Raw genomic sequence first — 23,468 nt, forward strand, 5'->3', positions numbered from 1 at the left:
ATTAGTGTTTAAAGTGGCGTATTTTACTGAAGACCATCGCCACACCTTTCTCATTACATGCATCTATACTTTCTTGATCTCGTATAGAACCACCTGGTTGCACTATCGCAGCAATACCATAATCTGCAGCATAATCAGCACTATCTCGCATTGGGAAGAATGCATCAGAAGCTAGAACTGCGCCCCTCGCTTTTTCCCCTGCTTGTTCAAGAGCTATTTTACATGAACCTACTCTATTCATCTGACCAGCACCGATTCCTAGAGTTTGTCCATCTTTTACTACTACTATTGCATTTGATTTAACATGTTTTACTACTTTTAGGCCAAACTCAATATCTTTTTGTTGAATTTCGTCTACTTTTTTCTCAGTTACACTTTCATATTCATCAGCAAGTTTTTCGTTAAAATCTTGTACTAAGATTCCACCACGAACGCTTTTAATTTGTTGTTCATGATTATTATTTTTCTCAGAAAGTTTGTAAATACGAAGATTTTTCTTCTTAGTTAGTATTTCTAATGCTTCTTCATCATAATCTGTCGCTAAAATAATTTCTAAAAAGATACTGTGCATTTTTTCAGCAGTTTCTTTATCTACTTTGCCATTTACTGCAACGATTCCTCCGAAAATTGATACAGGATCCGCTTCATATGCACGGCTATATGCTTCAAATACAGAATTTCCTGTCGCTACTCCACATGGATTCATATGTTTAACCGCAACGCATGTAGTTTCTTCAAACTCTGAAAGGATATCTAAAGCTGCAGAAGCATCCTGAATATTATTATATGACATTTCCTTACCATGAAGCTGAATCGCATTTTGAAGGGCATAACTTTCATTATTATCTTGTACGTAGTGATAAGCTTTTTGATGAGGGTTCTCCCCATATCGAAGACTATCTTGAAGTTTATAAGATAATGTTAATCTTTCAGGTACTAGATTATCTTTTTTATTAAAATAATTCGCGATAGCAGCATCATAACTTGCTGTTGTATTAAATACTTTTATAGCTAGAGCACGACGTGTTTCATAAGAGATTCCACCTTGCTCCAGTTCTTCAAGAATCTTAGAATAATCATTAATATCAGTAACTACCGTTACATCATTAAAGTTTTTAGCAGCACTTCTTAGCATACTTGGCCCACCGATATCAATATTTTCAATAATCTCCTCTTCGCTAACTCCTTCTTTTTTTACAGTAGCTTCAAAAGGATATAAGTTAACACAGACTAAATCAATATACTCGATATTATTTTCAGCTACATGTTTATTATGAAGTTCATTACCACGTTTTGATAGTAATCCTCCGTGAATTTTAGGATGAAGTGTTTTTACTCGTCCTTCTAAAATTTCTGGAAAATGTGTAACGTCCTCGATACTAATACAACTTACTCCATTATTTTTTAAATATGTAAAAGTTCCACCTGTACTAATAACTTCGAAACCATGTTTTTCTAAACCTTTTGCAAATTCTACTATATTTGTTTTATCACTTACACTTATTAATGCTCTTTTAGTCATAGTGCCTCCTCAACTAACTTTAATATTACTTCTGGATATAATTTATGTTCTAGTTTATGTACTTTTTCAGTAACAGTTTCTATAGTATCATCTTCTAAAACTTCAAATGATCTTTGGGCGATTACTTCTCCACCATCAAGCTCTTCATTTACATAATGAATACTAATTCCTATTTCTTTCTCTCCTGCATTGAATGCTTGTTCAATGGCATCTTTTCCTTTAAATTTCGGTAATAACGACGGATGTAAATTAAGAATTGTCTTTTTATATCTTTCTAAGAAATACGGTGAAATAATTCTCATATATCCTGCTAAAAATATATAGTCTAAATCTTTAACTTTCTCAAAAATTACACTTTCATATGCTTCTTTTGACTCAAAATCTTTTGCAGAGAATATAAATACCTTAATATTTCTATCATGTGCTTTTCTAATAACTGCTGCATCTTTTCTATCACATACTAATAGCTCAATTGAGATTTTATCTTTTAATCTTTCGTCATCTGCAATTTTTTCAAAATTACTTCCTGTTCCTGATGCAAATATTGCTACTTTCTTCATACTATTTTTATTCCACTTTCATCTGTTACTTCACCAAGGACAAATGCATTATCAATTAATGATAAAGTTTTATCTACGTCTTCCTTGTTTACTATTAATGCCATACCTACACCCATATTAAAGATATGATACATTTCTTCTTCATCAATTTTACCTTTTTCTTGAAGGTACTTAAATATCTCTGGTACTTCATATGAACTTTTATCAATTTTCATACCTAATCCATCTCTTAAAGCGCGAGGTAAATTCTCATGGAAACCTCCCCCAGTAATATGAGAAATTCCTGCTACTTTAACCTCTTCTAGTACTTTAAGTACTTCTTTTACATAGATTTTAGTAGGTGTTAATAAAGTTTTTCCTACTGTACTTCCGTTAAATTCTTCGTTTAAACCAATATTATTATCTTTTAAAATTTTTCTTACTAATGAGAAACCATTGGAATGTACTCCACTTGATGGTAACCCAATTACTACTTGTCCTGCTTTAGTGTTTTCTGTACTTAGTAATAACTCCTTCTCCTGAGCTCCTACACAGAATCCAGCAATATCGTATTCCCCGTCTTCATAAAATCCTGCCATTTCAGCAGTCTCCCCACCGACTATCGCACATCCTGCTTGAACACATCCTTCGGCAACCCCTTCTACTATTGCTTCTATTTGTTCAGGGTAGTTTTTTCCTACTGCTAGATAATCTAGGAAAAATAATGGAATCGCACCTTGAGCAAGTATATCATTAGCACACATCGCTACTACATCGATACCGATAGTATTATGAATATCTAATTCGAATGCAAGTTTTAATTTTGTACCTACTCCGTCAGTACCACTAACTAATACAGGATTTTTAAAGTTATAACTACTAAGGTCAAACGCTCCCCCAAAACCACCGATAGCTGACATCATACCAAGATTTTTAGTACGAGCTACGTGTTTTTTAATACGTTCAACACTTTCATAGCCGGCTTGTAGACTTACACCACTTTCTTCATACTTTTTACTCATTACATTCTACCCCTTTCTTTTAGAAACTCTTTTTGTATATCCGTCATCGAATTTACATAACTTTCTTCATAATCGTATAGTCCAGCACTATAATCTCCGTTATAGCACTCCATACATAAGCCCGAATAAGGTGCATCATAGTTTAAACCAATAGAATCTATTAATCCTTGTTCACTTAAGAATCCTAGTGAATCCGCTCCAATAATTTCACAAACTTCATCATTTGTTTTATTCGCTGAAATAAGTTCTTCCGTAGTAGAAATATCTATACCATAAAAACTAGGGAATAATATAGGTGGACAAGCTATTCTTACGTGCACTTCTCTAGCCCCCGCTTCTTTTAACATCTTCACTATTCTTTTACATGTAGTACCTCGAACGATAGAATCATCAACTAGAACGATGCTCTTACCTTGAACTACACCTCTTACTGGTGAAAGCTTCATTCTCACACCTTGCTCGCGAAGTTCCTGAGTAGGTTGAATAAATGTACGAGCTACATATTGATTTTTAATTAATCCCATTTCGTATGGCAGTCCACTTTCTTCTGCATAACCACTAGCAGCTGATAATGATGAGTTAGGTACCCCAATTACCATATCTGCATCAGGTGTAGGTTGTTCTTTAGCAAGTGTACGACCTGTTCTTTTTCTAGCACTATGCACATTAATTCCAGCAATGTTAGAGTCAGGTCTAGCAAAGTAAACATATTCCATCGCAGCTATTGCCACTTGTGTATCTTCAGTATATTTCTCAATTCTTATACCTTCATCATTAATAGCTACTAACTCACCTGCACCTACATTACAAACAAACTCTGCACCTACAATATCCAATGCGCATGTTTCACTAGCAGTTACATATGCACCATTTTTCATCTTACCTATAGCTAAAGGTCTAAAACTATTTGGATCTACTGCACCATAAAGAGTATTTTCAGTTAAGACTAGATATGTAAATCCACCTTTTATAATATTCAGACTTTCTTTAAGCTGCTCTTTAAACGTTTCTTTTTTGCTTCTTCTAATAAGATGAATAAGTACTTCCGTATCTGAAGAAGAATGGAATATTGCACCTTGTTGTTCTAATTCTTTTCTTAGAGTTTTAGCATTAATTAAGTTACCATTATGACAAATACCAACACTCATATCATAGAAATGAAATAGAAATGGTTGAATATTTTGGATACTATTACTTCCGCTAGTCGCATATCTAACGTGACCAATAGCACTATTTCCTACTAATCTTTCTAATTTTTCTTTATCACGAAATACTTCTGATACTAAACCAAGATCACGGTGACCTCGTAATTTAGTACCTTCTTTAGAAACAATTCCTGCTCCTTCTTGACCTCTATGTTGTAAACTATGTAAACCAAAGTAAGTCACATTACTTGCTTCTGGATGCCCCCAAATACCGAATACTCCACATTCTTCATTAAGACTACGCATTTTTTAATCTCCTTAAAACTTCTTCATAAGCTTCCATTACAGAACCTAAATCTCTTCTAAATCTGTCTTTATCTAACTTCTCATTTGTGTCTTTATCCCAAAGGCGACATGTATCTGGAGAAATTTCATCAGCTAAGATAATTTCTCCATCTTTAGTTTTACCAAATTCAATTTTGAAATCAACAAGTACTAAGTTTGCATCTAAATACAATTTTTGTAATAGTTCATTAATTTTTAAAGCTTGAGTTCTGATATTTTCTAACTCTTCTTCTGTAACGATTTCTAATGCCACCGCATGATCATTGTTAATTAGTGGATCATTTAGTTCATCATTTTTATAACTTAACTCAAAGACTGGTTTTTTTAATTTTTTTCCTTCTTCTAGTCCATATTTTTTTGCCATAGAACCAGCTACAATATTACGTACAATTACTTCTAAAGGAATAATAGTAACATGCTTACAAATCTGATCTGTTTCATTAACTTTTCTAATGAAGTGTGTTTTTACACCTTGTTTTTCTAAGTACTCGAAGATTAATGAAGTAATTGTATTATTGAATACTCCTTTACCTTCAAATTCTTCTTTTTTCACACCGTTAAAGGCTGTTGCACTATTTTTATAATGCACATAAATCTCATCGTTGTTTTCACATTCGAACAGTTGTTTAGCTTTTCCTTCATATAAAAGTTTCATTATTTTCTTCCCCCTTTGAAGTAATTCACTCCATTTTTGAATATATCTTGTTTTACTTTTATTGTATTTGTTTTATATAATGTGGCTCCGTATCTTTCACTGTGCCCCATTTTTCCTAGGATAAGTCCATCTTCACTAACTAATCCTTCAGTAGCTAGAACTGATCCGTTAGGATTGAAACGACCGTTTAATGTAGCATTACCATCGAAATCACTATATTGGAAAGCGACAAGATGCTTAAACTTGTTAATATTAAGTCCTACTACTTTACCTTCACCATGACTGAATACTACTTCATGTTGATCTCCAATGTTAAAATCTTGTAACCAAGGAGAATTTGTATTAGCTACACGAGTAAAGGCTGTTGTTGAAATATGTTCGTAACTATCATTTCTGTATAGTGTTAGATCATCTTCTGCCAACTCTCTAACTTCACCGTATGGTAATAGTCCTGATTTAAGTAATGCTTGGAATCCGTTACACACACCTAAGATTAATTTTTTCTGAGCAAGGTGTTTATGAATTGCATCTTTAACTTTTTCATTTTTTAAGAAGTTTACAATATATTTAGCACTTCCATCAGGTTCATCACCACTAGAGAATCCACCAGGGAACATAATTATATGAGATTCTTCAATAGCTTTTGTGAACTCTTCTATCGATTGTTCAATATCATTTTCACGAGTATTTCTAATAACTACAGTAATTGGTGTAGCTCCCGCTTCTAAGAAGGCTTTTTCACTATCGTACTCACAGTTTGTACCAGGGAATACTGGAATAACTACTTTTACATCTTCTACATATTCTGGATAATATTTTTTCTCTTTATATTCAGTATGAAGATTTTCAACATTACCTTTATCTTCATTTTGATATAATGGATAAACTTTATTTAGTGTTTTTGTGTACGCTTCGTAAATATCTTTATGCATAAACACTTCGTTATTAATTATAATTCTTTCACTGACTTCTCCTAATTTTTCAAATGGTAGCTCAGTTGTTGCTTCTACTACAAGAGACGCTGGATCAAAGTTAAGAATATTATCTTTTTCAACTTCAAAACCAAGGTCATTACCTAGTGACATTTTCACTAATGAAGCGGCGATACTACCTTCTTCTTGGACATATGCAGATACTATCTTACCTTCTTTAATATACTTATGAACAAGTTCATAATTTTCTAAAGTTTTCTTAATATCTGGATAGCCTTTTTCATCTTTTTCTACAGGTACATAGTATAATTTATTACCAACTTTTTTCAGCTCTGGAGTAATTACATCCGCTATTTTTACAGGTGTACAAGCGAATGAAATTAATGTTTCTACTACATTTAAATCATTAAAAGTACCTGACATACTATCTTTACCACCGATACTTGGTCTACCAATTTCTTTTTGAGCATAAATACTTCCTAATAAACTTTGAGTAACTTTACCCCATTTAGTACTATCAGTACCTAGTTTTTCGAAGTATTCTTGGAATGAGAAGTACAAACTATCTTTATTTCCACCAACCGCGTAAACTTTCGCTACTGATTCTAACACCGCATAAATAGATGATAGGAATGGTGAGTAGTAAGAAATTTTTGGAATAAATCCATAAGTTAAGATTGTAGCAGTATCGCTTGTTGTATGTAATGTTGGTAAAGCTTGAACACTTGCTTGAACTGGTGTAAGTTTATGTTTACCTGCAAAAGGCATAAGTACAGTAGTAACACCAATTGAAGAGTCAAATTTTTGTGCAAGACCTTTTTGGCAAGTTACATTTAACTCACCTAACTCACTAAGAATATTTTCACGAGTTACTTCTTTATTTAAGAATGGGTTCGCTGCAGTATTGTCTTTCATCGTAACTGATGATTTTTGACGAACACCACTTGTTTCTAAGAAGTCAGCGCTCATATCAACAACTTTTTGATCATTGTAATACATCTCTAAGCGACGTCTATTAGTTACCGTAGCAACATGAGCGTATTCAATATTTTCTTTCTCACATTCACGAACAAACGCATCGAAGTCTTTTTTATCAATAGCTACTGCCATACGTTCTTGAGATTCACTAGTAGCTAATTCTGTCGCATTTAGCCCTTGATATTTAGTAAGGACTTTTTCTAAATGAATTTCAATACCGTCAGAAAGTTCACCGATAGCTACACAAACACCACCAGCACCGAAGTCATTACATTTTTTAATAAGTTTTGTCACTTCTGGTTTTCTAAATAAACGCAGTAACTTACGTTCTTCAGGCGCATTACCTTTTTGAACTTGGCTAGACATTGTATTTAATGAATCGTTAGTATGTTCTACACTTGAACCACTCGCACCTTGAATACCATCACGACCAGTTCTACCACCTATCATCACAACGATATCACCATCGACAAGAGTCTCACGTTTATAATCTCCGTCCTTAACAGCTCCGACTACAGCTCCTACTTCCATATGTTTAGCTACATAACTATCATCGTATAATTCACGAACAAAAGTAGTCGCAAGTCCAATTTGGTTACCGTATGATGAGTTACCGTGAGCAGTTCCTTTAGCTATATCTACTTGAGGAAGTTTGTGTTTTAAAGTATCTTCACGTTTTTGTAGTACATTACCACTTCCTGAAATACGCATAGCTTGATATACGTAACTACGACCTGATAGTGGGTCTCTAATAGCTCCTCCTATACAAGTACTCGCTCCTCCGAATGGCTCGATTTCACTTGGGTGATTATGCGTTTCGTTTTTGAATTGGATTAACCAGCGTTCTTTTTCACCATTATTCTCTATAGTAGTAAAGAATGAACATGCATTAATCTCTTCACTTACTTCAATATTTTCATCTTTTAATACTTTCACATGATATTTACCGATAATACTCGCCATATCCATAAGCGTGATAGGTTTATCATTACGGTCAAGTTCACTACGGACATTTAAGTAATAATCAAATGCATCTTGCATCTCTTTTTGGAAAAGTTCTGACTCAATTTTTACTTCATCTAATACTGTCTCGAAAGTAGTGTGTCGACAGTGGTCACTCCAGTAACAGTCTAATACATAGATCTCAGTTTCAGTAGGAACACGACCTTCTTTTTTGAAATAATCTTGAATAAATACTAGGTCTTCAATATTCATCGCTAGAGAAAATTCTTTTTTAAGACCAAGTAACGCATCTTTATCAAACTCTAAAAATCCAGCTAAATCTTTTAGTGGTTTTGGCTTGGAATCTAGTGTAAAGTCAAGAATTGATAAATCTTTCTTACGAGCTTCAATAGGATTTACTAAGTAACTTTCTACAAGACTTAATTGCTCATTTGTAAGTTGCTTATTAAAAAGAACTAGCTTACCACTTCGTACAGTTGCTTTACTTTTTGAGTTAAGCAATCTTATGCTTTCTTTTGCGCTGTCAGCTCTTTGATCGTATTGAGCAGGTAACACTTCATAAGCGAAGTACTTCCCATCATTAAGCTCAATATCTTCAAACACTTCATCGACAACAATCTCAGAAAACACAGAAGTTTTAGCTAGTTCATAAGTTTCTTCATCAATATTAAAGACATCATAAATTACATACAACTCCACAGAGTCAAGACCTAGATTAAACTCTAAGTTCAGGTTATCTCTTAGTTGTAATTCTTCCTTATTATATCCGTTGCGTTTCTTTACAAAAATTCGTTTATTAGTCATGTTCTCCTCCTAAAATTACATCACCGTAAAAATTAATATGTCCTATTTTTCTATCTTGGCGTGGTTCTTTTTCATATAAGTGTAAGTACCCACCATTATTTTTATACACATCTATAAAATACTCTAAATCTTGACCTAAAATATTATAAAGAGTCGTTTCTTTATTCTCTATTTTACCTACTTTTAAGCCACAAATAGCTTCAATATGAGCTCTAAATTGACTCTTTGTTGCACTTTGCATTGTTATATGTCCTGAATTGTGAACTCGTGGTGCTATTTCATTAAAAATAACTTTCTCTTCACTTATAAAGAACTCAACTGTAAGTACTCCGTAATAGTCAAAATTACTAAGAATTCGTTTCGTATATTCGATAGCTAAATCTTCTTGTTCTTTAGTTGCTGTAGTTGGAACTTTCGAGCGGTACAAGATATTATTTCTATGTTCATTTTCTACTACCGCGACGATATTAACCTCATCTTTATCTTTAACCGCAACTACCGAGATTTCTTTATCAAGTTTTACGAACTCTTCTAGTAGTGTATATGGTTCTACCTCTTCACTAGAGCTTATTTTTTTCTGACCTTTTCCATCATAACCAAAACGCACGGTTTTCATTAAATATGGCTTAGTTATTTCTACATTTGTATCTTCTTCAACATATATATAGTCTACTGTTGGAATATCTAGTTTTTTAGCAAATTCTTTTTCATAATATCTATGTTGAGTAGTTCTCAGCACTTCTGCACTTTGTACAATATTATACTTTTTCTCTAGTTTTTCTAAAGAAGCGGCATTTATATTCTCAAATTCAAAAGTGATGACATCACTCAATGAACACAGCTTTTCTACACTTTCGAAATCATTAAACTCCGCTTGAATAAAAACATCACTAAAAATTTTCGCACAACAGCTATCACTAGGATCTAGAACAGCAATTTTATACCCCATCTCCTTAGCACTCATTGCGAGCATTCTTCCTAGTTGACCACCACCGATTATTCCAATAGTTTTACCTGGTAAAATTGTCTTAATCATAGTTTCATCTCTTCCAATACTATTCTTTCTTGTTCTTTTTTAAATCGTTCGTACGTAGCAGCATACTTTTCATCATAAATTCCTAGTATTGATAAGGCACTAATAGCAGCATTTTTTGCACCTACTACACCGATTGCCATAGTTAAGACTGGTACACCAGCTGGCATCTGAACTATTGAATACAATGAATCAACTCCACTAAGAACACTCGATTTAATCGGAACACCAATTACTGGTAATGTCGTCATAGAAGCAACCATTCCGGGAAGATGTGCTGCTCCTCCCGCCGCCGCTATTATCAGAGAATAACCATTAGCCTTCGCATTCTTCGAAAATTCAACTAAAAGATCAGGTGTTCTATGTGCACTTACTACTTTTTTATCAAAAGGAATTTCAAATTCTTCTAACAACTTACAAGTTTCTTCCATCGTTGTATAATCCGACTTCGAACCCATAATCACCGCAACTTTCATACTTTAAGCTCCTTTTTTATTTTAAATGTACGTTTTTTAATAATTTATTCATGTAAAATATTTTTATCGTACGTCTATATTTCAAATTATACTACTTGTTTAAATATTTATCAAGTATAAATACGATAAAAATCGTATATTTTTATTTTTCAATAAACAATATTAAAGATTTTATGAACTTTTCCTCCTATATACTTATTTATATCGATTATTTACATAAGAAAATACAGACATTATATATAAATCTTTTTATTTTTTATCCTTAAATAGATATAAAAAAAACACCCAGAACTAACGTTCTGAGTGCTTCTCAAATTAGAATTTAATTTTTTCTTCGATATATTGTTTTAATTCAGCTATTGGAATACGAGTTTGTTCCATAGTATCTCTATCACGAACAGTTACCATTCCATCGTTTTCTGATTCGAAGTCATAAGTGATACAGAATGGAGTACCAATTTCATCTTGTCTTCTATATCTCTTACCAATTGATCCAGTTTCATCAAAATCAACCATAAAGTCTGTAGCTAATTGTTGATATACTTCAACAGCTTTGTCACTTAATTTTTTAGAAAGTGGTAAGATAGCTGCTTTGTATGGAGCTAATGCTGGGTGGAATTTAAGAACTGTACGAGTATCGTTTTCCCCTACTTCTTCTTCGTTGTAAGCATCACATAAGAATGCTAGAAGAACACGGTCAACCCCTACAGATGGTTCGATACAATATGGGATGAATTTTTCATTTGTGCTTAGGTCTTGGTAAGTTAAATCTTGACCTGAGTGTTCCATATGTTGTTTTAAGTCGTAGTCAGTTCTTGAAGCAATACCCCAAAGTTCTCCCCAACCGAATGGGAATTTAAACTCGATATCAGTAGTTGCATTAGAGTAGTGTGATAATTCTTCTTGATCGTGATCACGTAGACGGATATTTTCTTTAGTCATACCTAAGTCTAATAAGAAGTTTTCACAGTTATCTTTCCAAGTTTTGTGCCAATCTAATTCTGTTCCTGGTTCACAGAAGAATTCTAATTCCATTTGCTCAAATTCACGAGTACGGAAAATGAAGTTACCTGGTGTGATTTCGTTACGGAATGATTTACCAATTTGCCCAATACCAAATGGTAATTTTTTACGCATACTACGTTGAACGTTTTTGAAGTTTACGAAGATACCTTGTGCAGTTTCTGGACGTAGGTAAATTTGGCTTGTAGAATTTTCTACTACACCTTGGTTAGTTTTGAACATAAGGTTAAATTGACGAATGTTAGTGTAGTCATGGCTACCACATTCTGGACATTTAATGTTTTCACGATCGATAATAGCTTCTAATTCTTCGAATGGAAGACCATCAACTACTACATCTTCATTTTTTTCATTGAAGTAATATTCTTCGATAAGTTTGTCAGCACGAAGACGTGATTTACACACTTTACAGTCCATCATAGGGTCACTGAAGTTACCTACGTGTCCTGAAGCTTCCCATGTACGTGGGTTCATGAAGATAGCAGCATCTAACCCTACGTTATATGGTGATTCTTGAATAAATTTTTTCCACCATGCTTTTTTTACGTTATTTTTTAATTCAATTCCTAATGGACCGTAATCCCAAGTATTAGCTAATCCACCATAAATTTCAGATCCTTGAAATACGAATCCTCTATTTTTTGCAAGAGATAAAATTTTCTCCATAGTTTGTTTCCTCCTAGTTATTAAAATATAAAAAAGCCCTAGATATGCCGTAGCACATCTAGGGACGAAATAATTTCCGCGGTTCCACCCTGATTAGTAAAAACTCAACTTTATTAATATTAAGTTGTATTTAATGCCAATATTGTTGCTGAACTTTCACCATCATCAGCTCGCTTATTACTCTTTTATTCTAACATTAATATGAAAAACTTTCAAGAGAAATTGCAAAAATTATTCTGAAAACATGTAGCTTTACAATTGATATTAAAGAAAATATTTAAGATAGAAGTTTATCCTCATAGGATTCCTTTAATTTTGTAATAGCATTTACAATTACTGATAACGCTTTTTTAAAACACTAATTGTTGTATGTATAAATTATAGATGTTATAATAAATAGTAATAAAACAATTTAAGGAGGGTTTATGAGAATTTCATTTACTCGTGGTAATGTAAGCCACTTACTACTTAGTGGATTTATATATATACTAGCAGTATTTATACTTCCACTACAACTCCCTCGAAATATTAGCGTTGATAATCGAGTTAGTATTGTGCTATTTTTATCTATAACAGCTACAATTCTCCTTAGCATATTAGCTATGAAGAATAAAAATGATATAGATAGACAAAAGAGTACGTATAACCTTATTACAGTAATCGCAATTGGTATTATTGGATTTGTTTCAATGATGTTATTACAAGGTTTCATCAATGGTTTGTTAGTATACCTATCAAACTTTTTTAATTTTGAGACTAAAAGTAAAAACACAAGTAATGTCGTTGAAATAATAAAATTGAAACCATACTTTATACTTTATGTTGCTGTACTTGGTCCGATTATGGAAGAATTATTCTTTAGAAAAGCAGTATTTGGATACTTCTACGACGCTATGATCGGAAGTAAAGATTGGATTAGATTTACTATACCAGCACTAATTACAGGTATTATCTTTGCACTACCTCATGACGGTATTTCTCCAATTATGGTTATTTATATAGGTATGTCATTCGTATTTAGTTATCTATATATTCACACAAGAAGTATACTAACTCCAATTATCTCTCATATTCTTATGAACAGTTTAGTTGTGTTAGTTCAAGTATATTTTGCATAGGAGGTAAATATGTCATCGAAAACATGGTTATCCACTAACTACTTCTTACAATTTTTAGTAACTGGGACGTTCTTACCATTCTGGATGGTTTATCTAACATCGGTAAAAAACTTAAGTGTCTTAGAAGCCAGTTCAATATTTTCAATGCTTTATATCGCAAGGGTTATTAGTGGAATATTTTTAAGTCCATATTTAATAAAAAAATATAATATTGATATTACTTTAAAACTATCTGTAGGAATCGGATTAATTCTTGCGGTGAGTTACGGATTTACTAATGAAAAAATTGTACTTGGATTAATTACATTTTTATTCGGTATGATTTACTTCATGGTGAGTCCCCTAGTCGAAGGACTAGCGTCATTATTTTTACGCGAAGAAAATATAGATTACGGAAAAGCTAGAACATATGGTTCACTAGGATTTACGGTGATTGGGATAATTATCGGTGGAATCTTAGGTTATGTTGGTAATGGAGCTTTATATTACATACTAATATTTTTAGTTGCATTATATTTAGTATTCATGTTCTTACCACAACCAAAACTAGTAAAAAATCTAAGTTTAGAAGAACCTAATACAAAAAAAGAAAAAGAAAGCTTATACAATTGGGTCTTAAAAGACAGAAATGCAATTTTACTTATTATTACTGTATTTCTATACCAACTTTCACATACTGCATATAATAACTACAATGCACTATATTTAGAAAGTATGAACATTTCAGCTAAATGGCTTTCTGGAGTTATTCTTAACGTATCGGTAATTGCGGAAATTATATTCTTTATCTTCTCTAAGAGAATAGTAAAAAGAATTAAGCCAAAAAATCTAATGATCTTCGCAGGTGTTTGTGCAATTATTCGTTGGGGTGCATTAGCAACATTCCACAACATTTATGTCTTCACTATTATGCAGACATTTCACGCGATAACATTCGCGGTTGCTCATATCGCCTTTATTCTTATTCTGAATAAAGATTACAACAACAAAGAAATTATCGATATGCAAAATCTATATACAGCCATCTGTTTCCAACTAAGTATGGCAGTAGGACTGTATATCATGGGTGCTCTATGGGATATTAGTACTTCATACGTATTCTACGCATCAGCAATTATCGCAGCTATTGGGACAATAGTAGCTACAAGAATAAAAACAACAAGATAAAAAAAAGACCTCAAGACTCAGATGTGACTCTGAAATCTTGAGGTCTTTATGTGTATAATAAATACATAAATAGATGTATATAATAAAAAAGGAGTCTGATTAATCAAACATCCTTTTTTAAATACTGGTATCAGTATTATTTAGCTGCTGAAGTTTTTGGTAAAACTTTTCCAGCTGCTTTGTGAGCTCCAGCTTTAGCTGCTTCTTTAGCTGCTTGACCTTTGTCAACTTTTAAAGTTTCACCTTTTTCAAGTTTGTTAGCATCACGAGTCCATTTTTCAGATTTATTTCCTAAATCTTTATCGTTTTCTGCTTTGATTTCAGCAACTGTAGCTGGTTTAGTAGTGTCAGCTTGGTATCCTGCTTCGTTAGTAGTACGGTTTGCACCTAATTCTCCATTAGCTAACGCTACTGGTGCTGCGAAAAGAGCTGCAGCGAATACTGATAATAATACTTGTTTTTTCATAGTATTAAATCTCCTTTTAAATAATAATTTTTTGATTTTCATACGACAGATTATCGTATATAGTTATTATATTGATTTTCATATCAAAAGTCAAGTTTTTTTCTTAAGTTTTTTATTATTTTTCGTTAAAACATATGATAAAAGTGCTTTTATATAGCTATTTTGCACTTTTTCTATAAGATTTATCTTTGAACTAAACCTTTAGTTTCAACTTACGTAAATAACTTTAAACCACAGATAACTTAGTTAAACACTACATTAAATCATGCATGTTTATTCATACTTATTAAATTAATTTACTTCGTAGATATACATCTACCATCTTGTGAGTTTGTTCTACTGAATCGATGTGTGTTCTTTCATAAGAGTGGCTTGATTCTATACCAGCACCTAGTAATGCATGTTTTACTTCTGCACCTGCTCTCATCGCAGCCGACGCATCACTACCATAATAAGGATAAATATCTAATTTATATTGAATATCATTATCTTTTGCCAATTGTACTAGATGGTTGCGGAATTCATAGTTGTATGGACCACTAGCATCTTTCACACAGATTGATACTGTATATTCATCAGTCTGTTGGTCATCACCCATAGCTCCCATATCAACAGCAAGGTATTCTACAGCTTCTTTCGGAAGATTCGAGTTAGCCCCGTGACCTACTTCTTCAAATACACTGAACATAAAGTGTGTTGTATGTGGTAATTCAATATTTTCTTCTTTATATTTTCTTAGTAAGTCTAATAAAATCGCAGCACTGACTTTATCATCTAAGAAACGACTTTTTATAAATCCTGTTTCTGTAACTATTGTACGAGGATCAAAACTTATAAAGTCTCCTACATCAATACCTAAGTCACGAGTTTCTTTCTCATTTCTTACTTTAGCATCTAGTCTTACTTCCATATTATCTTCTGTGCGTTCTGCAGTTCCTGCATCTTTATATACATGTGTACTAGTTTGATGAATTAAGATAGTACCACTAACAGTTTTTCCTGTACTTGCTACATGAACAAGACAGTTCTCACCTTCTATCATATTCCATGGATAACCACCGATTTTAGCCATTTTCAAGCGACCATCTGCTTTTACCGCACGCACCATCGCTCCTAATGTATCTACGTGAGCTGTTACGACACGGTGTTTATTATCGTCCTTACCTTTAACTATTACATTTACCCCACCTTTATTAGTTCGAATAGGTTTATATCCTAATCTTTCTAGTTCTTTCACTAGGTAGTCAGCAACTTCTCTTGTGAAACCTGTTGGTGAAGGAATGCCAGTAAGTTTTTTTAAATAATCTATTGTTTGTTGCATAAGAATGCTCCTTCTATAAATAATATATAAACAAAAGACCCATGCAAAGCATGAGCCTTTTTTATAAAATTGCGTAGTTATTATGCTTTGTTTCTTGAACCGAAGATATCGATTTTTTCGTGAACCATAGCTTTAATAGCTTCAAATCCAGGGTTTAATAATTTACGAGGGTCGAAACCTTTAGGTTTTTGATCTCCACCTTCTTCAATGTATTTACGTGTAGCTTCAGCAAACGCTAATTGACATTCAGTGTTAACGTTAACTTTAGATACTCCTAGAGAGATAGCTTTTTGGATTTGGTCAGTTGGGATACCTGAACCACCGTGTAATACTAATGGAATACCATCAGTGATATCAGCGATTTTTTCTAATGTTTCGAAGCTTAATCCAGCCCAGTTTTCAGGGTATTTACCGTGAATGTTACCAATACCTGCAGCTAGGAAGTCAATTCCTAAGTCAGCCATTATTTTACATTCGTTTGGATCAGCTAATTCACCAGTACCGATAACTCCATCTTCTTCTCCACCGATTGAACCAACTTCACACTCGATTGATAATCCTTTAGAGTGAGCTAAAGCGATCATTTCTTTAGATTTAGCAATGTTTTCTTCGAATGGATAGTGAGATCCGTCAAACATTACTGAACTAAATCCAGCTTCGATAGCTTTTTGAGTTCCTTCGTATGAACCGTGGTCTAAGTGTAATGCAACAGGAACTGTGATGTTCATTTCTTCAACCATAGCTTCTACCATAGCTGCAACAGTTCTGAAACCAGTCATGTATTTAGCTGCTCCTTCACTTACACCTAAGATAACTGGACTTTTTGCTTCTTCACAAGCTGCTAAGATAGCTTTTGTCCATTCTAAGTTATTGATGTTGAAATGCCCTACTGCATATCCTTCTTTTCTTGCTTTTACAAGCATGTCTTTTGCTGGTACTAAAACCATGTTATTTGTCCTCCTTAAATAACTACTAATATATATATTATAATACTACACTTTTTAGAAAAAATAAACTATTTTATTTGATAATTTTCAATTATGTGTGTTATTAATAAAATTCTTATATATTAATTCCTCTATTCTTTGCCATTACAAGGTTATAGTGATAACGTATACAAGTTTAATTTAATAGTTTTCTTAATTTTTTATTCTACAATTATGTTACTATTTTTTCTAAAATTTTTATTTTTTTAATTTTAGAAAAATATTTTTTAAATCTGAAATCTATACTAATACAGAATGAACTTTTTAAAAAATCACCTCAAAGTCGGCAACAATTAGCAACATTTGAAGTGATATGTTATAAAATATTCTATTTATCTAATTTAGACATTGTTTCAACTATATACTCTGGAATTTCTGTTTCAAAGTAAAGGTGTTCACCAGTAATCGGGTGATTAAATTCGATACTTTTCGAATGAAGCGACTGCCCATTTGTATTTAATGTTTTTCTTGGCCCATATACCGGATCCCCTACTAATGGGTGGTTAATATATTTCATGTGTACCCTGATTTGATGAGTACGTCCAGTTTCTAATTCACATTCGATAAGAGTATATTTCTCAAATCTCTCTATAACCTTAAAGTGTGTAATAGATGGTTTCCCTTCATCGATAATAGCCATTTCTTTACGTTCTTTCGGATTACGAGCGATTGGAGCATCGATAGTACCATAGTCGTGCTTAATACTTCCGTGCACTAGAGCGTAATATTTTCTCTTAACATCTTTGTTCGCGATCATTTCTGATAATTTAACGTGCGCTTTATCATTTTTCGCAACTATTAATAATCCTGACGTATCTTTATCTATTCTGTGAACAATACCAGGTCTGATAGTACCATTGATACTTGAAAGTTCACTGTGGAATAATAAGGCATTAACTAATGTTCCATCTTTATGTCCTACAGATGGGTGAACAACCATACCTTTAGCTTTATTTACAATAATTAAATCATTATCTTCATAGACAATATCCACTGGGATATCTTGTTTTACAACGTCTAACTCTTCAGGTTCTTTATAATCTATAGTAATAACATTACCTTCTTTTAATTTATAATTAGTTTTAATATTATTCCCGTCTACTTTAATATAACCTTCAGAAATTAAGTTCTGGATATTTGTTCTAGAAACATCTGTTAATTCTTGTTGTAAAAATTTATCAATTCTCTCACTTTTCGGTGAAGTATATATAATTTTTTGTGTATCCATTACTTCCTCCTTTTTTCATACTATACTATCTTAACATATACACTGAAAAAAACAAAATAAAATATAGTAGAAATGTTTAAAAATATAGTATTTATTACACTATTCAAAATTTATATATTAAAAGTTTCAAATATAAATTAAATCAATAATAAATACCGCTTCGAAATTTGATACAATTTATATTTATCGAGAACAAAGAATGAGAGCGACAATTTAGAATCTGTCTATTCGAACTATGATTCTGTATCACTCTCAGTTATTCTATACAATTTTAGTAATGCGATTAGTTTCGCGTACTATTTTTTAGCTGCTAAGATTGTAAATATTTATCAAGTTCTTTTTCTGTCATACCTAAATCTTGGCAGGCATCTTTTTTTGAGATTACCCCTAGTTTTACATACTTAATGAATCTCGCTATTGAATTCTCTCTTTCTTCTGTTCGTCCTTTTTCTATTCCTTCAGTTCGCCCTTGTTCAATTCCTTTTTCTATTCCCTCTACATACTTATATTGCAATGTATCTATATATGCATCATATTTCCTTGTCTTTTCATCATACATCTTCTCAAAATCACCTCATTATCAACGAAGATTTTTTTACAGACTTATCTATGCTTGTAAATATTTATCAAGCTCTTTTTCCGTCATCCCTAAATCTTGACATGCGTCTTTTTTTGAAATTACTCCTAGTTTTACATACTTAATAAATCTCGCTATTGAATTCTCTCGCTCTTCAGTTCGCCCTTGCTCTATTCCTTTTTCTATACCTTCTACATACTTATATTGCAATGTGTCTATATATGCATCATATTTCCTTGTTTTTTCATCATACATCTTCTCAAAATCACCTCATTTTCAATGAAGATTTATTTACAGACTTATTTATGCTTGTAAATATTTATCAAGTTCTTTTTCTGTCATACCTAAATCTTGGCATGCATCTTTTTTCGAAATTACTCCTAGTTTTACATACTTAATAAATCTAGCTATCGAATTCTCTCGCTCTTCAGTTCGTCCTTGTTCTATTCCCTTTTCTAATCCTTCAGTTCGCCCTAACTCTAGTCCTTCAGTTCGTCCTTGCTCTATTCCTTTTTCTATGCCTTCTACATACTTATATTGCAATGTATCTATATATGCATCATATTTCCTTGTTTTTTCATCATACATAGCTTTTTCCTCCTCACTCCAATTTTTATACTCCATCATACTATCCGCACTTTCTATTATTTCATCCTGACTTTGAGTAAACGGTTGATTAGAGAACAGTTCTAACCATCGTTTTTTATTATAGTTTTCTCTTATATCTGGATTGTATTTATTCAACTCTAAAAATGCCATAGTTATTAAATTTCTTTTTTCTTTTATCCCTTTTACATCGACTTTTAGCTGTTTATTTGTATCATCATCTCTTAAACTGAAACTTCTTATAGCTCTATCATCATCAAAATAATTTTTTTCTAAAATAGATACTGAATAAACAGGAATCAACTCTGAATATATTGGATTAGTTCTACCTAGTTGTAATCTTATTGTATCCATATTTTTTGATACCTGATTACATATATACACCCATAGTCGTTTTAGAAATTCTAATTGCTTAGATACTTGAATTTCTATAATAACTTGAGTACCATCATCCAATTCGGCGAGAACATCTAATGATGTATTATACAGTAATATCTCATCTTCAAAACTTGAATGAATTTGCGTTCCGTCTAAAATTTTTGAACACTTAACCGAAAGCCCAAGTATGTCGCTAATAAAAGCTGATGTTATCTCAGTATTAGAGAATATTTTCTTAGCCACTAAATCCTCTGTTGGTTTTACATGTTCATGTCTAACTTTTTTCATAATTTCACACCTCCCGAATGTGATTAATTACAATCTCCTATACTAATATTATACCATAGTAATATAAGCTATTCCATTGATATATAGTATTTTACGATTAGTTTCTTTAGTTTTTCAATTATAAATATGAACAACTATAATCTTTAATACTAATTACTTTTTCTTTCACTATTTTCCTATCTATATTATAATATTTAATGAAAGAATTAATTAACCTTTTATGTGAGTTATTTTAATTTGTACTATTAACTCACAGAACAAGCTATATAAGGAGTGGATTTTTTGGAAATTAATAGATTACATGTTGATTTTGATCTTCAGAGTAAGTATGATCCTAAAGGTGATCAGATTAATGCGATTGCCGAACTTACTGAAGGTTTAAATAACGGAGAAAAATATCAAACATTACTTGGTGCTACTGGTACTGGTAAGACATTTACAATAGCTAACATAATAAAAAATGTAGGAAAACCTACCCTAGTTCTGGCTCATAACAAGACATTAGCTGGACAATTATACAATGAGCTTAAAGAATTTTTCCCGAATAACCGAGTTGAATACTTCGTTTCATACTATGATTACTTCCAACCAGAGGCATACGTTCCATCAACAGATACATATATAGAAAAAGATTCATCTGTGAATGATGAGATTGATAAACTACGACACAGTGCAACATCTTCATTATTCGATCGTGATGATGTTATTATCGTATCGAGTGTCAGCTGTATATATGGTCTTGGTTCACCAGAAGAATATTCATCGCTAGTTCTATCATTACGTGTTGGTGATGAAATTAATCGTAATAAAATAATGGAAAAACTAATCAGTATTCAATATATGCGAAATGATATTGAGTTTACTCGTGGTAATTTTAGAGTTCGCGGGGATGTTATTGAAATCTTCCCAGCTTCTCGTAGTGAAAACTCTGTTCGTATAGAGATGTTCGGTGATGAAATCGATCGTATTCGAGAGATTAATCCTTTAACTGGCGAAGTGCTAAGTGAACTTGAACATATCGCAATATATCCTGCCAGTCACTTCGTTGCTGGTGATGAAAAAACTAAAGAAGCAATTAAGAGAATTCGAGCTGAACTAGAAGAAAGATTAAAAGTTCTAAATATGGAAAATAAACTTTTAGAAGCTCAACGTCTTGAACAACGCACTAACTATGACCTTGAAATGATGGAAGAAATGGGATTCTGTTCAGGGATAGAGAACTACTCTCTTCATCTTACACTCCGTGAGCCTGGTAGTACTCCATACACACTACTAGATTACTTCCCAGATGATTGGTTACTAGTAGTGGATGAATCACACGTTACCCTTCCTCAGGTTCGTGGTATGTTCAACGGAGACAGAGCACGTAAACAAGTGCTTGTTGATTATGGATTCAGATTACCTACTGCTCTGGATAACAGACCTTTAAACTTCGAAGAATTCGAGAAAAAACTTAATCAAGCTATTTTCGTTTCAGCAACACCTGGGGACTTCGAATTAGAGAAAAGTACAAAAATAACTGAACAAATTATTCGTCCTACAGGTCTACTAGATCCAATTATCGATATTCGACCTGTTAGTGACCAAGTATTCGATATTACTAAAGAAGCAGAGAAGATTATAGCTAAAGGAGAACGTGTTCTTATCACTACCTTAACGAAAAAAATGGCAGAATCTCTGACAGCTTACCTAAAAGAAAATGGATTAAAAGTAGAATACCTACACTCTGATATTAAAACATTAGAACGTACAGAGATAATTAGGAATCTTCGACTTGGTAAATTCGATATTCTTATTGGAATTAACTTACTACGTGAAGGTCTAGATATTCCTGAAGTGTCGCTTGTGGCTATTTTGGATGCAGATAAAGAAGGATTTTTACGTGGAGATAAAGCCCTTCTTCAAACAATTGGACGTGCTGCACGTAATGCGAATGGTCGCGTAATCATGTATGCAGATAGTATTACTAGAAGTATGAGAAAAGCGATTGATGAGACAAACCGACGTCGTGAAATTCAAATGGCTTATAACGAAGAACATGGTATTACCCCACAAACTATTATTAAAGATATTCGTGATTCTATAAGCGCTAAGAAAGAAGTGGTTGATGAAGATATTGTTGAAATTGAAGAAACTGCAAATATCAATGATGATAATATCGAGGAACACTTAGCAGAATTAGAACAACAAATGTTCGCAGCTGCAGAAAAATTCGAATTCGAACAAGCTGCAAAACTTCGTGATACTATCGCAGAACTAAAAGAGAAATATAAATTATAAAAAGGGCTGACCTATTGGTCAACCCTTAAATTTTTTCTCTTATTGCTTTTGCTTGCCTTACTACATAATAATTTTCATTATATTGTAATAATAAGTCAATGTACTTATTAGCTTCTTCTTTATTTTCTTTTAGTAATTCATTACGAAGATAGAAATAATAATTAAATACTTTTGAACACTCTACTATATTATCATTTAATTCTACTTTAAAATTATCAGCCGGTTCTTTTAAAACTAGAACTTTATATATATTATCTAATTTATTATTATACATTTGAACAGCTTCTTGATTTTTACTAACTGTTTTCACTAATTGTTTTTTTAATTCTTCTAAATCAAATTCTTTTTCAGTAAAAATATTTAACATAAACCTAGTAAAGTGATACCATATTTCAGTTCCCCTTAAGGCACCTCTAATATAACCTGATTGAGTAAGTTTTACTTTTGATAAATATTCTTCACTCTTATCAAAGTTACCGTAGATAAGCTCAACTAGTGCCATATAGTTATAATATGTACTATTTCTAGTTAATTTTTTATTTTTATGTTGTTCATGCATAAAATCCATAAATTCAGCTAATTCCAAATTATTTAATAACTTTAATCCAATTACATTTTCAATTTTATATCCTTTCATAGCAAAATAACCAACTATTATAAAGAAAAATATTGCGAATATAATAAAAGCTACTGTATCGCTATACCCTAGTTTCATTTGAGTTATAGCTAATGCGAAAAGAAACACAATATATACAAAGATAAATTTATATACTAGATTAATTTTTCTTTTACGCAAGATTTTAAAATCATATTTATCTTCTAATTTTTCATTCAAACTTTACTTCCCCCTACTAATATCATTTTTTGTACATACTCTATTATAAATTTTATACTACAAAAATACAATATTAATATGCATTAAAATAATAAATTAACATTTTAAATTAGTT

At 32.2% G+C, this 23,468-nt stretch carries 20 protein-coding genes; 3 read left to right on the plus strand and 17 right to left on the minus strand.

Features of this window, described 5'->3' with window-relative positions; all coding sequences use genetic code 11:
- Nucleotide 1 precedes the first annotated feature (1 nt).
- The 9 genes from purH to O3884_RS06910 form a co-directional block, all read right to left on the minus strand.
- Nucleotides 2-1,522 (minus strand): bifunctional phosphoribosylaminoimidazolecarboxamide formyltransferase/IMP cyclohydrolase, encoded by a 1,521-nt coding sequence (gene purH, locus O3884_RS06870; protein ID WP_371452586.1) that lies wholly within the window; start codon nt 1,520-1,522, stop codon nt 2-4.
- Complete coding sequence (gene purN, locus O3884_RS06875) at nt 1,519-2,082, minus strand: phosphoribosylglycinamide formyltransferase (RefSeq protein WP_371452587.1); 564 nt, start codon at nt 2,080-2,082, stop codon at nt 1,519-1,521. Before purN ends, purH begins: the two co-directional genes overlap by 4 nt.
- Nucleotides 2,079-3,083, minus strand: a complete 1,005-nt coding sequence (gene purM / locus O3884_RS06880) for a phosphoribosylformylglycinamidine cyclo-ligase (protein WP_371452588.1) — start codon at nt 3,081-3,083, stop codon at nt 2,079-2,081. Before purM ends, purN begins: the two co-directional genes overlap by 4 nt.
- Nucleotides 3,083-4,534, minus strand: a complete 1,452-nt coding sequence (purF, locus tag O3884_RS06885) for an amidophosphoribosyltransferase (RefSeq protein ID WP_371452589.1) — start codon at nt 4,532-4,534, stop codon at nt 3,083-3,085. Before purF ends, purM begins: the two co-directional genes overlap by 1 nt.
- Nucleotides 4,527-5,228 carry a phosphoribosylaminoimidazolesuccinocarboxamide synthase gene (gene purC / locus O3884_RS06890; RefSeq protein WP_294681676.1) on the minus strand — a complete coding sequence of 234 codons (702 nt, stop codon included), beginning with the start codon at nt 5,226-5,228 and terminating at the stop codon, nt 4,527-4,529. The genes purF and purC overlap by 8 nt, the downstream gene beginning before the upstream one ends.
- Nucleotides 5,228-8,905, minus strand: a complete 3,678-nt coding sequence (locus O3884_RS06895) for a phosphoribosylformylglycinamidine synthase (protein WP_371452590.1) — start codon at nt 8,903-8,905, stop codon at nt 5,228-5,230. The genes purC and O3884_RS06895 overlap by 1 nt, the downstream gene beginning before the upstream one ends.
- The gene (locus O3884_RS06900) at nt 8,898-9,941 is read right to left on the minus strand and encodes a 5-(carboxyamino)imidazole ribonucleotide synthase (RefSeq protein ID WP_371452591.1); all 1,044 of its coding nucleotides are present in this window, start codon (nt 9,939-9,941) and stop codon (nt 8,898-8,900) included. The genes O3884_RS06895 and O3884_RS06900 overlap by 8 nt, the downstream gene beginning before the upstream one ends.
- Nucleotides 9,938-10,414, minus strand: a complete 477-nt coding sequence (gene purE, locus O3884_RS06905) for a 5-(carboxyamino)imidazole ribonucleotide mutase (protein ID WP_371452592.1) — start codon at nt 10,412-10,414, stop codon at nt 9,938-9,940. The genes O3884_RS06900 and purE overlap by 4 nt, the downstream gene beginning before the upstream one ends.
- Before the next feature lie 315 nt (nt 10,415-10,729).
- Nucleotides 10,730-12,103: a glycine--tRNA ligase gene (locus O3884_RS06910; protein ID WP_371452593.1), complete on the minus strand. Its 1,374-nt coding sequence runs from the start codon at nt 12,101-12,103 to the stop codon at nt 10,730-10,732.
- Nucleotides 12,104-12,528: 425 nt separating this feature from the next.
- Here O3884_RS06910 and O3884_RS06915 point away from each other — a divergent pair, with 425 nt between their 5' ends.
- Both O3884_RS06915 and O3884_RS06920 read left to right on the plus strand, forming a co-directional pair.
- Entirely contained in the window at nt 12,529-13,221 is a 693-nt protein-coding gene (locus tag O3884_RS06915; RefSeq protein WP_371452594.1) for a CPBP family intramembrane glutamic endopeptidase, read from the plus strand.
- 9 nt (nt 13,222-13,230) lie between these two features.
- On the plus strand, nt 13,231-14,388 hold the full coding sequence (locus O3884_RS06920; protein WP_371452595.1) for an MFS transporter: 1,158 nt from the start codon (nt 13,231-13,233) through the stop codon (nt 14,386-14,388).
- A 136-nt stretch (nt 14,389-14,524) separates the two neighbouring features.
- Here the strand turns inward: O3884_RS06920 and O3884_RS06925 are convergent, their stop codons facing one another.
- From O3884_RS06925 to O3884_RS06955, 7 genes are all read right to left on the minus strand, one after another.
- Entirely contained in the window at nt 14,525-14,854 is a 330-nt protein-coding gene (locus O3884_RS06925) for a hypothetical protein (protein ID WP_371452596.1), read from the minus strand.
- 286 nt (nt 14,855-15,140) lie between these two features.
- Nucleotides 15,141-16,175: a M42 family metallopeptidase gene (locus tag O3884_RS06930; protein ID WP_371452597.1), complete on the minus strand. Its 1,035-nt coding sequence runs from the start codon at nt 16,173-16,175 to the stop codon at nt 15,141-15,143.
- An 80-nt stretch (nt 16,176-16,255) separates the two neighbouring features.
- Nucleotides 16,256-17,122, minus strand: coding sequence for a class II fructose-1,6-bisphosphate aldolase (fba, locus tag O3884_RS06935; RefSeq protein WP_371452598.1), 867 nt, complete (start codon nt 17,120-17,122; stop codon nt 16,256-16,258).
- A gap of 367 nt (nt 17,123-17,489) precedes the next feature.
- Nucleotides 17,490-18,389, minus strand: coding sequence for an RluA family pseudouridine synthase (locus O3884_RS06940; protein WP_371452599.1), 900 nt, complete (start codon nt 18,387-18,389; stop codon nt 17,490-17,492).
- Nucleotides 18,390-18,699: 310 nt separating this feature from the next.
- Nucleotides 18,700-18,948 carry a hypothetical protein gene (locus tag O3884_RS06945; protein WP_371452600.1) on the minus strand — a complete coding sequence of 83 codons (249 nt, stop codon included), beginning with the start codon at nt 18,946-18,948 and terminating at the stop codon, nt 18,700-18,702.
- Between the two features lie 48 nt (nt 18,949-18,996).
- Complete coding sequence (locus tag O3884_RS06950) at nt 18,997-19,221, minus strand: hypothetical protein (protein ID WP_371452601.1); 225 nt, start codon at nt 19,219-19,221, stop codon at nt 18,997-18,999.
- 48 nt (nt 19,222-19,269) lie between these two features.
- Nucleotides 19,270-20,238, minus strand: a complete 969-nt coding sequence (locus O3884_RS06955) for an Rpn family recombination-promoting nuclease/putative transposase (RefSeq protein WP_371452602.1) — start codon at nt 20,236-20,238, stop codon at nt 19,270-19,272.
- A gap of 282 nt (nt 20,239-20,520) precedes the next feature.
- On the opposite strand from O3884_RS06955, the gene uvrB reads away from it, so the two are divergent.
- Nucleotides 20,521-22,518 (plus strand): excinuclease ABC subunit UvrB, encoded by a 1,998-nt coding sequence (gene uvrB, locus O3884_RS06960; protein ID WP_371452603.1) that lies wholly within the window; start codon nt 20,521-20,523, stop codon nt 22,516-22,518.
- A 25-nt stretch (nt 22,519-22,543) separates the two neighbouring features.
- On the opposite strand, the gene O3884_RS06965 is transcribed toward uvrB, so the two are convergent.
- Nucleotides 22,544-23,353, minus strand: a complete 810-nt coding sequence (locus tag O3884_RS06965; protein WP_371452604.1) for a hypothetical protein — start codon at nt 23,351-23,353, stop codon at nt 22,544-22,546.
- Nucleotides 23,354-23,468: the final 115 nt, after the last annotated feature.

This window comes from Gemella sp. 20925_1_85 (assembly GCF_041433735.1).
In the GTDB taxonomy this organism is placed as follows: Bacteria; Bacillota; Bacilli; order Staphylococcales; family Gemellaceae; genus Gemella.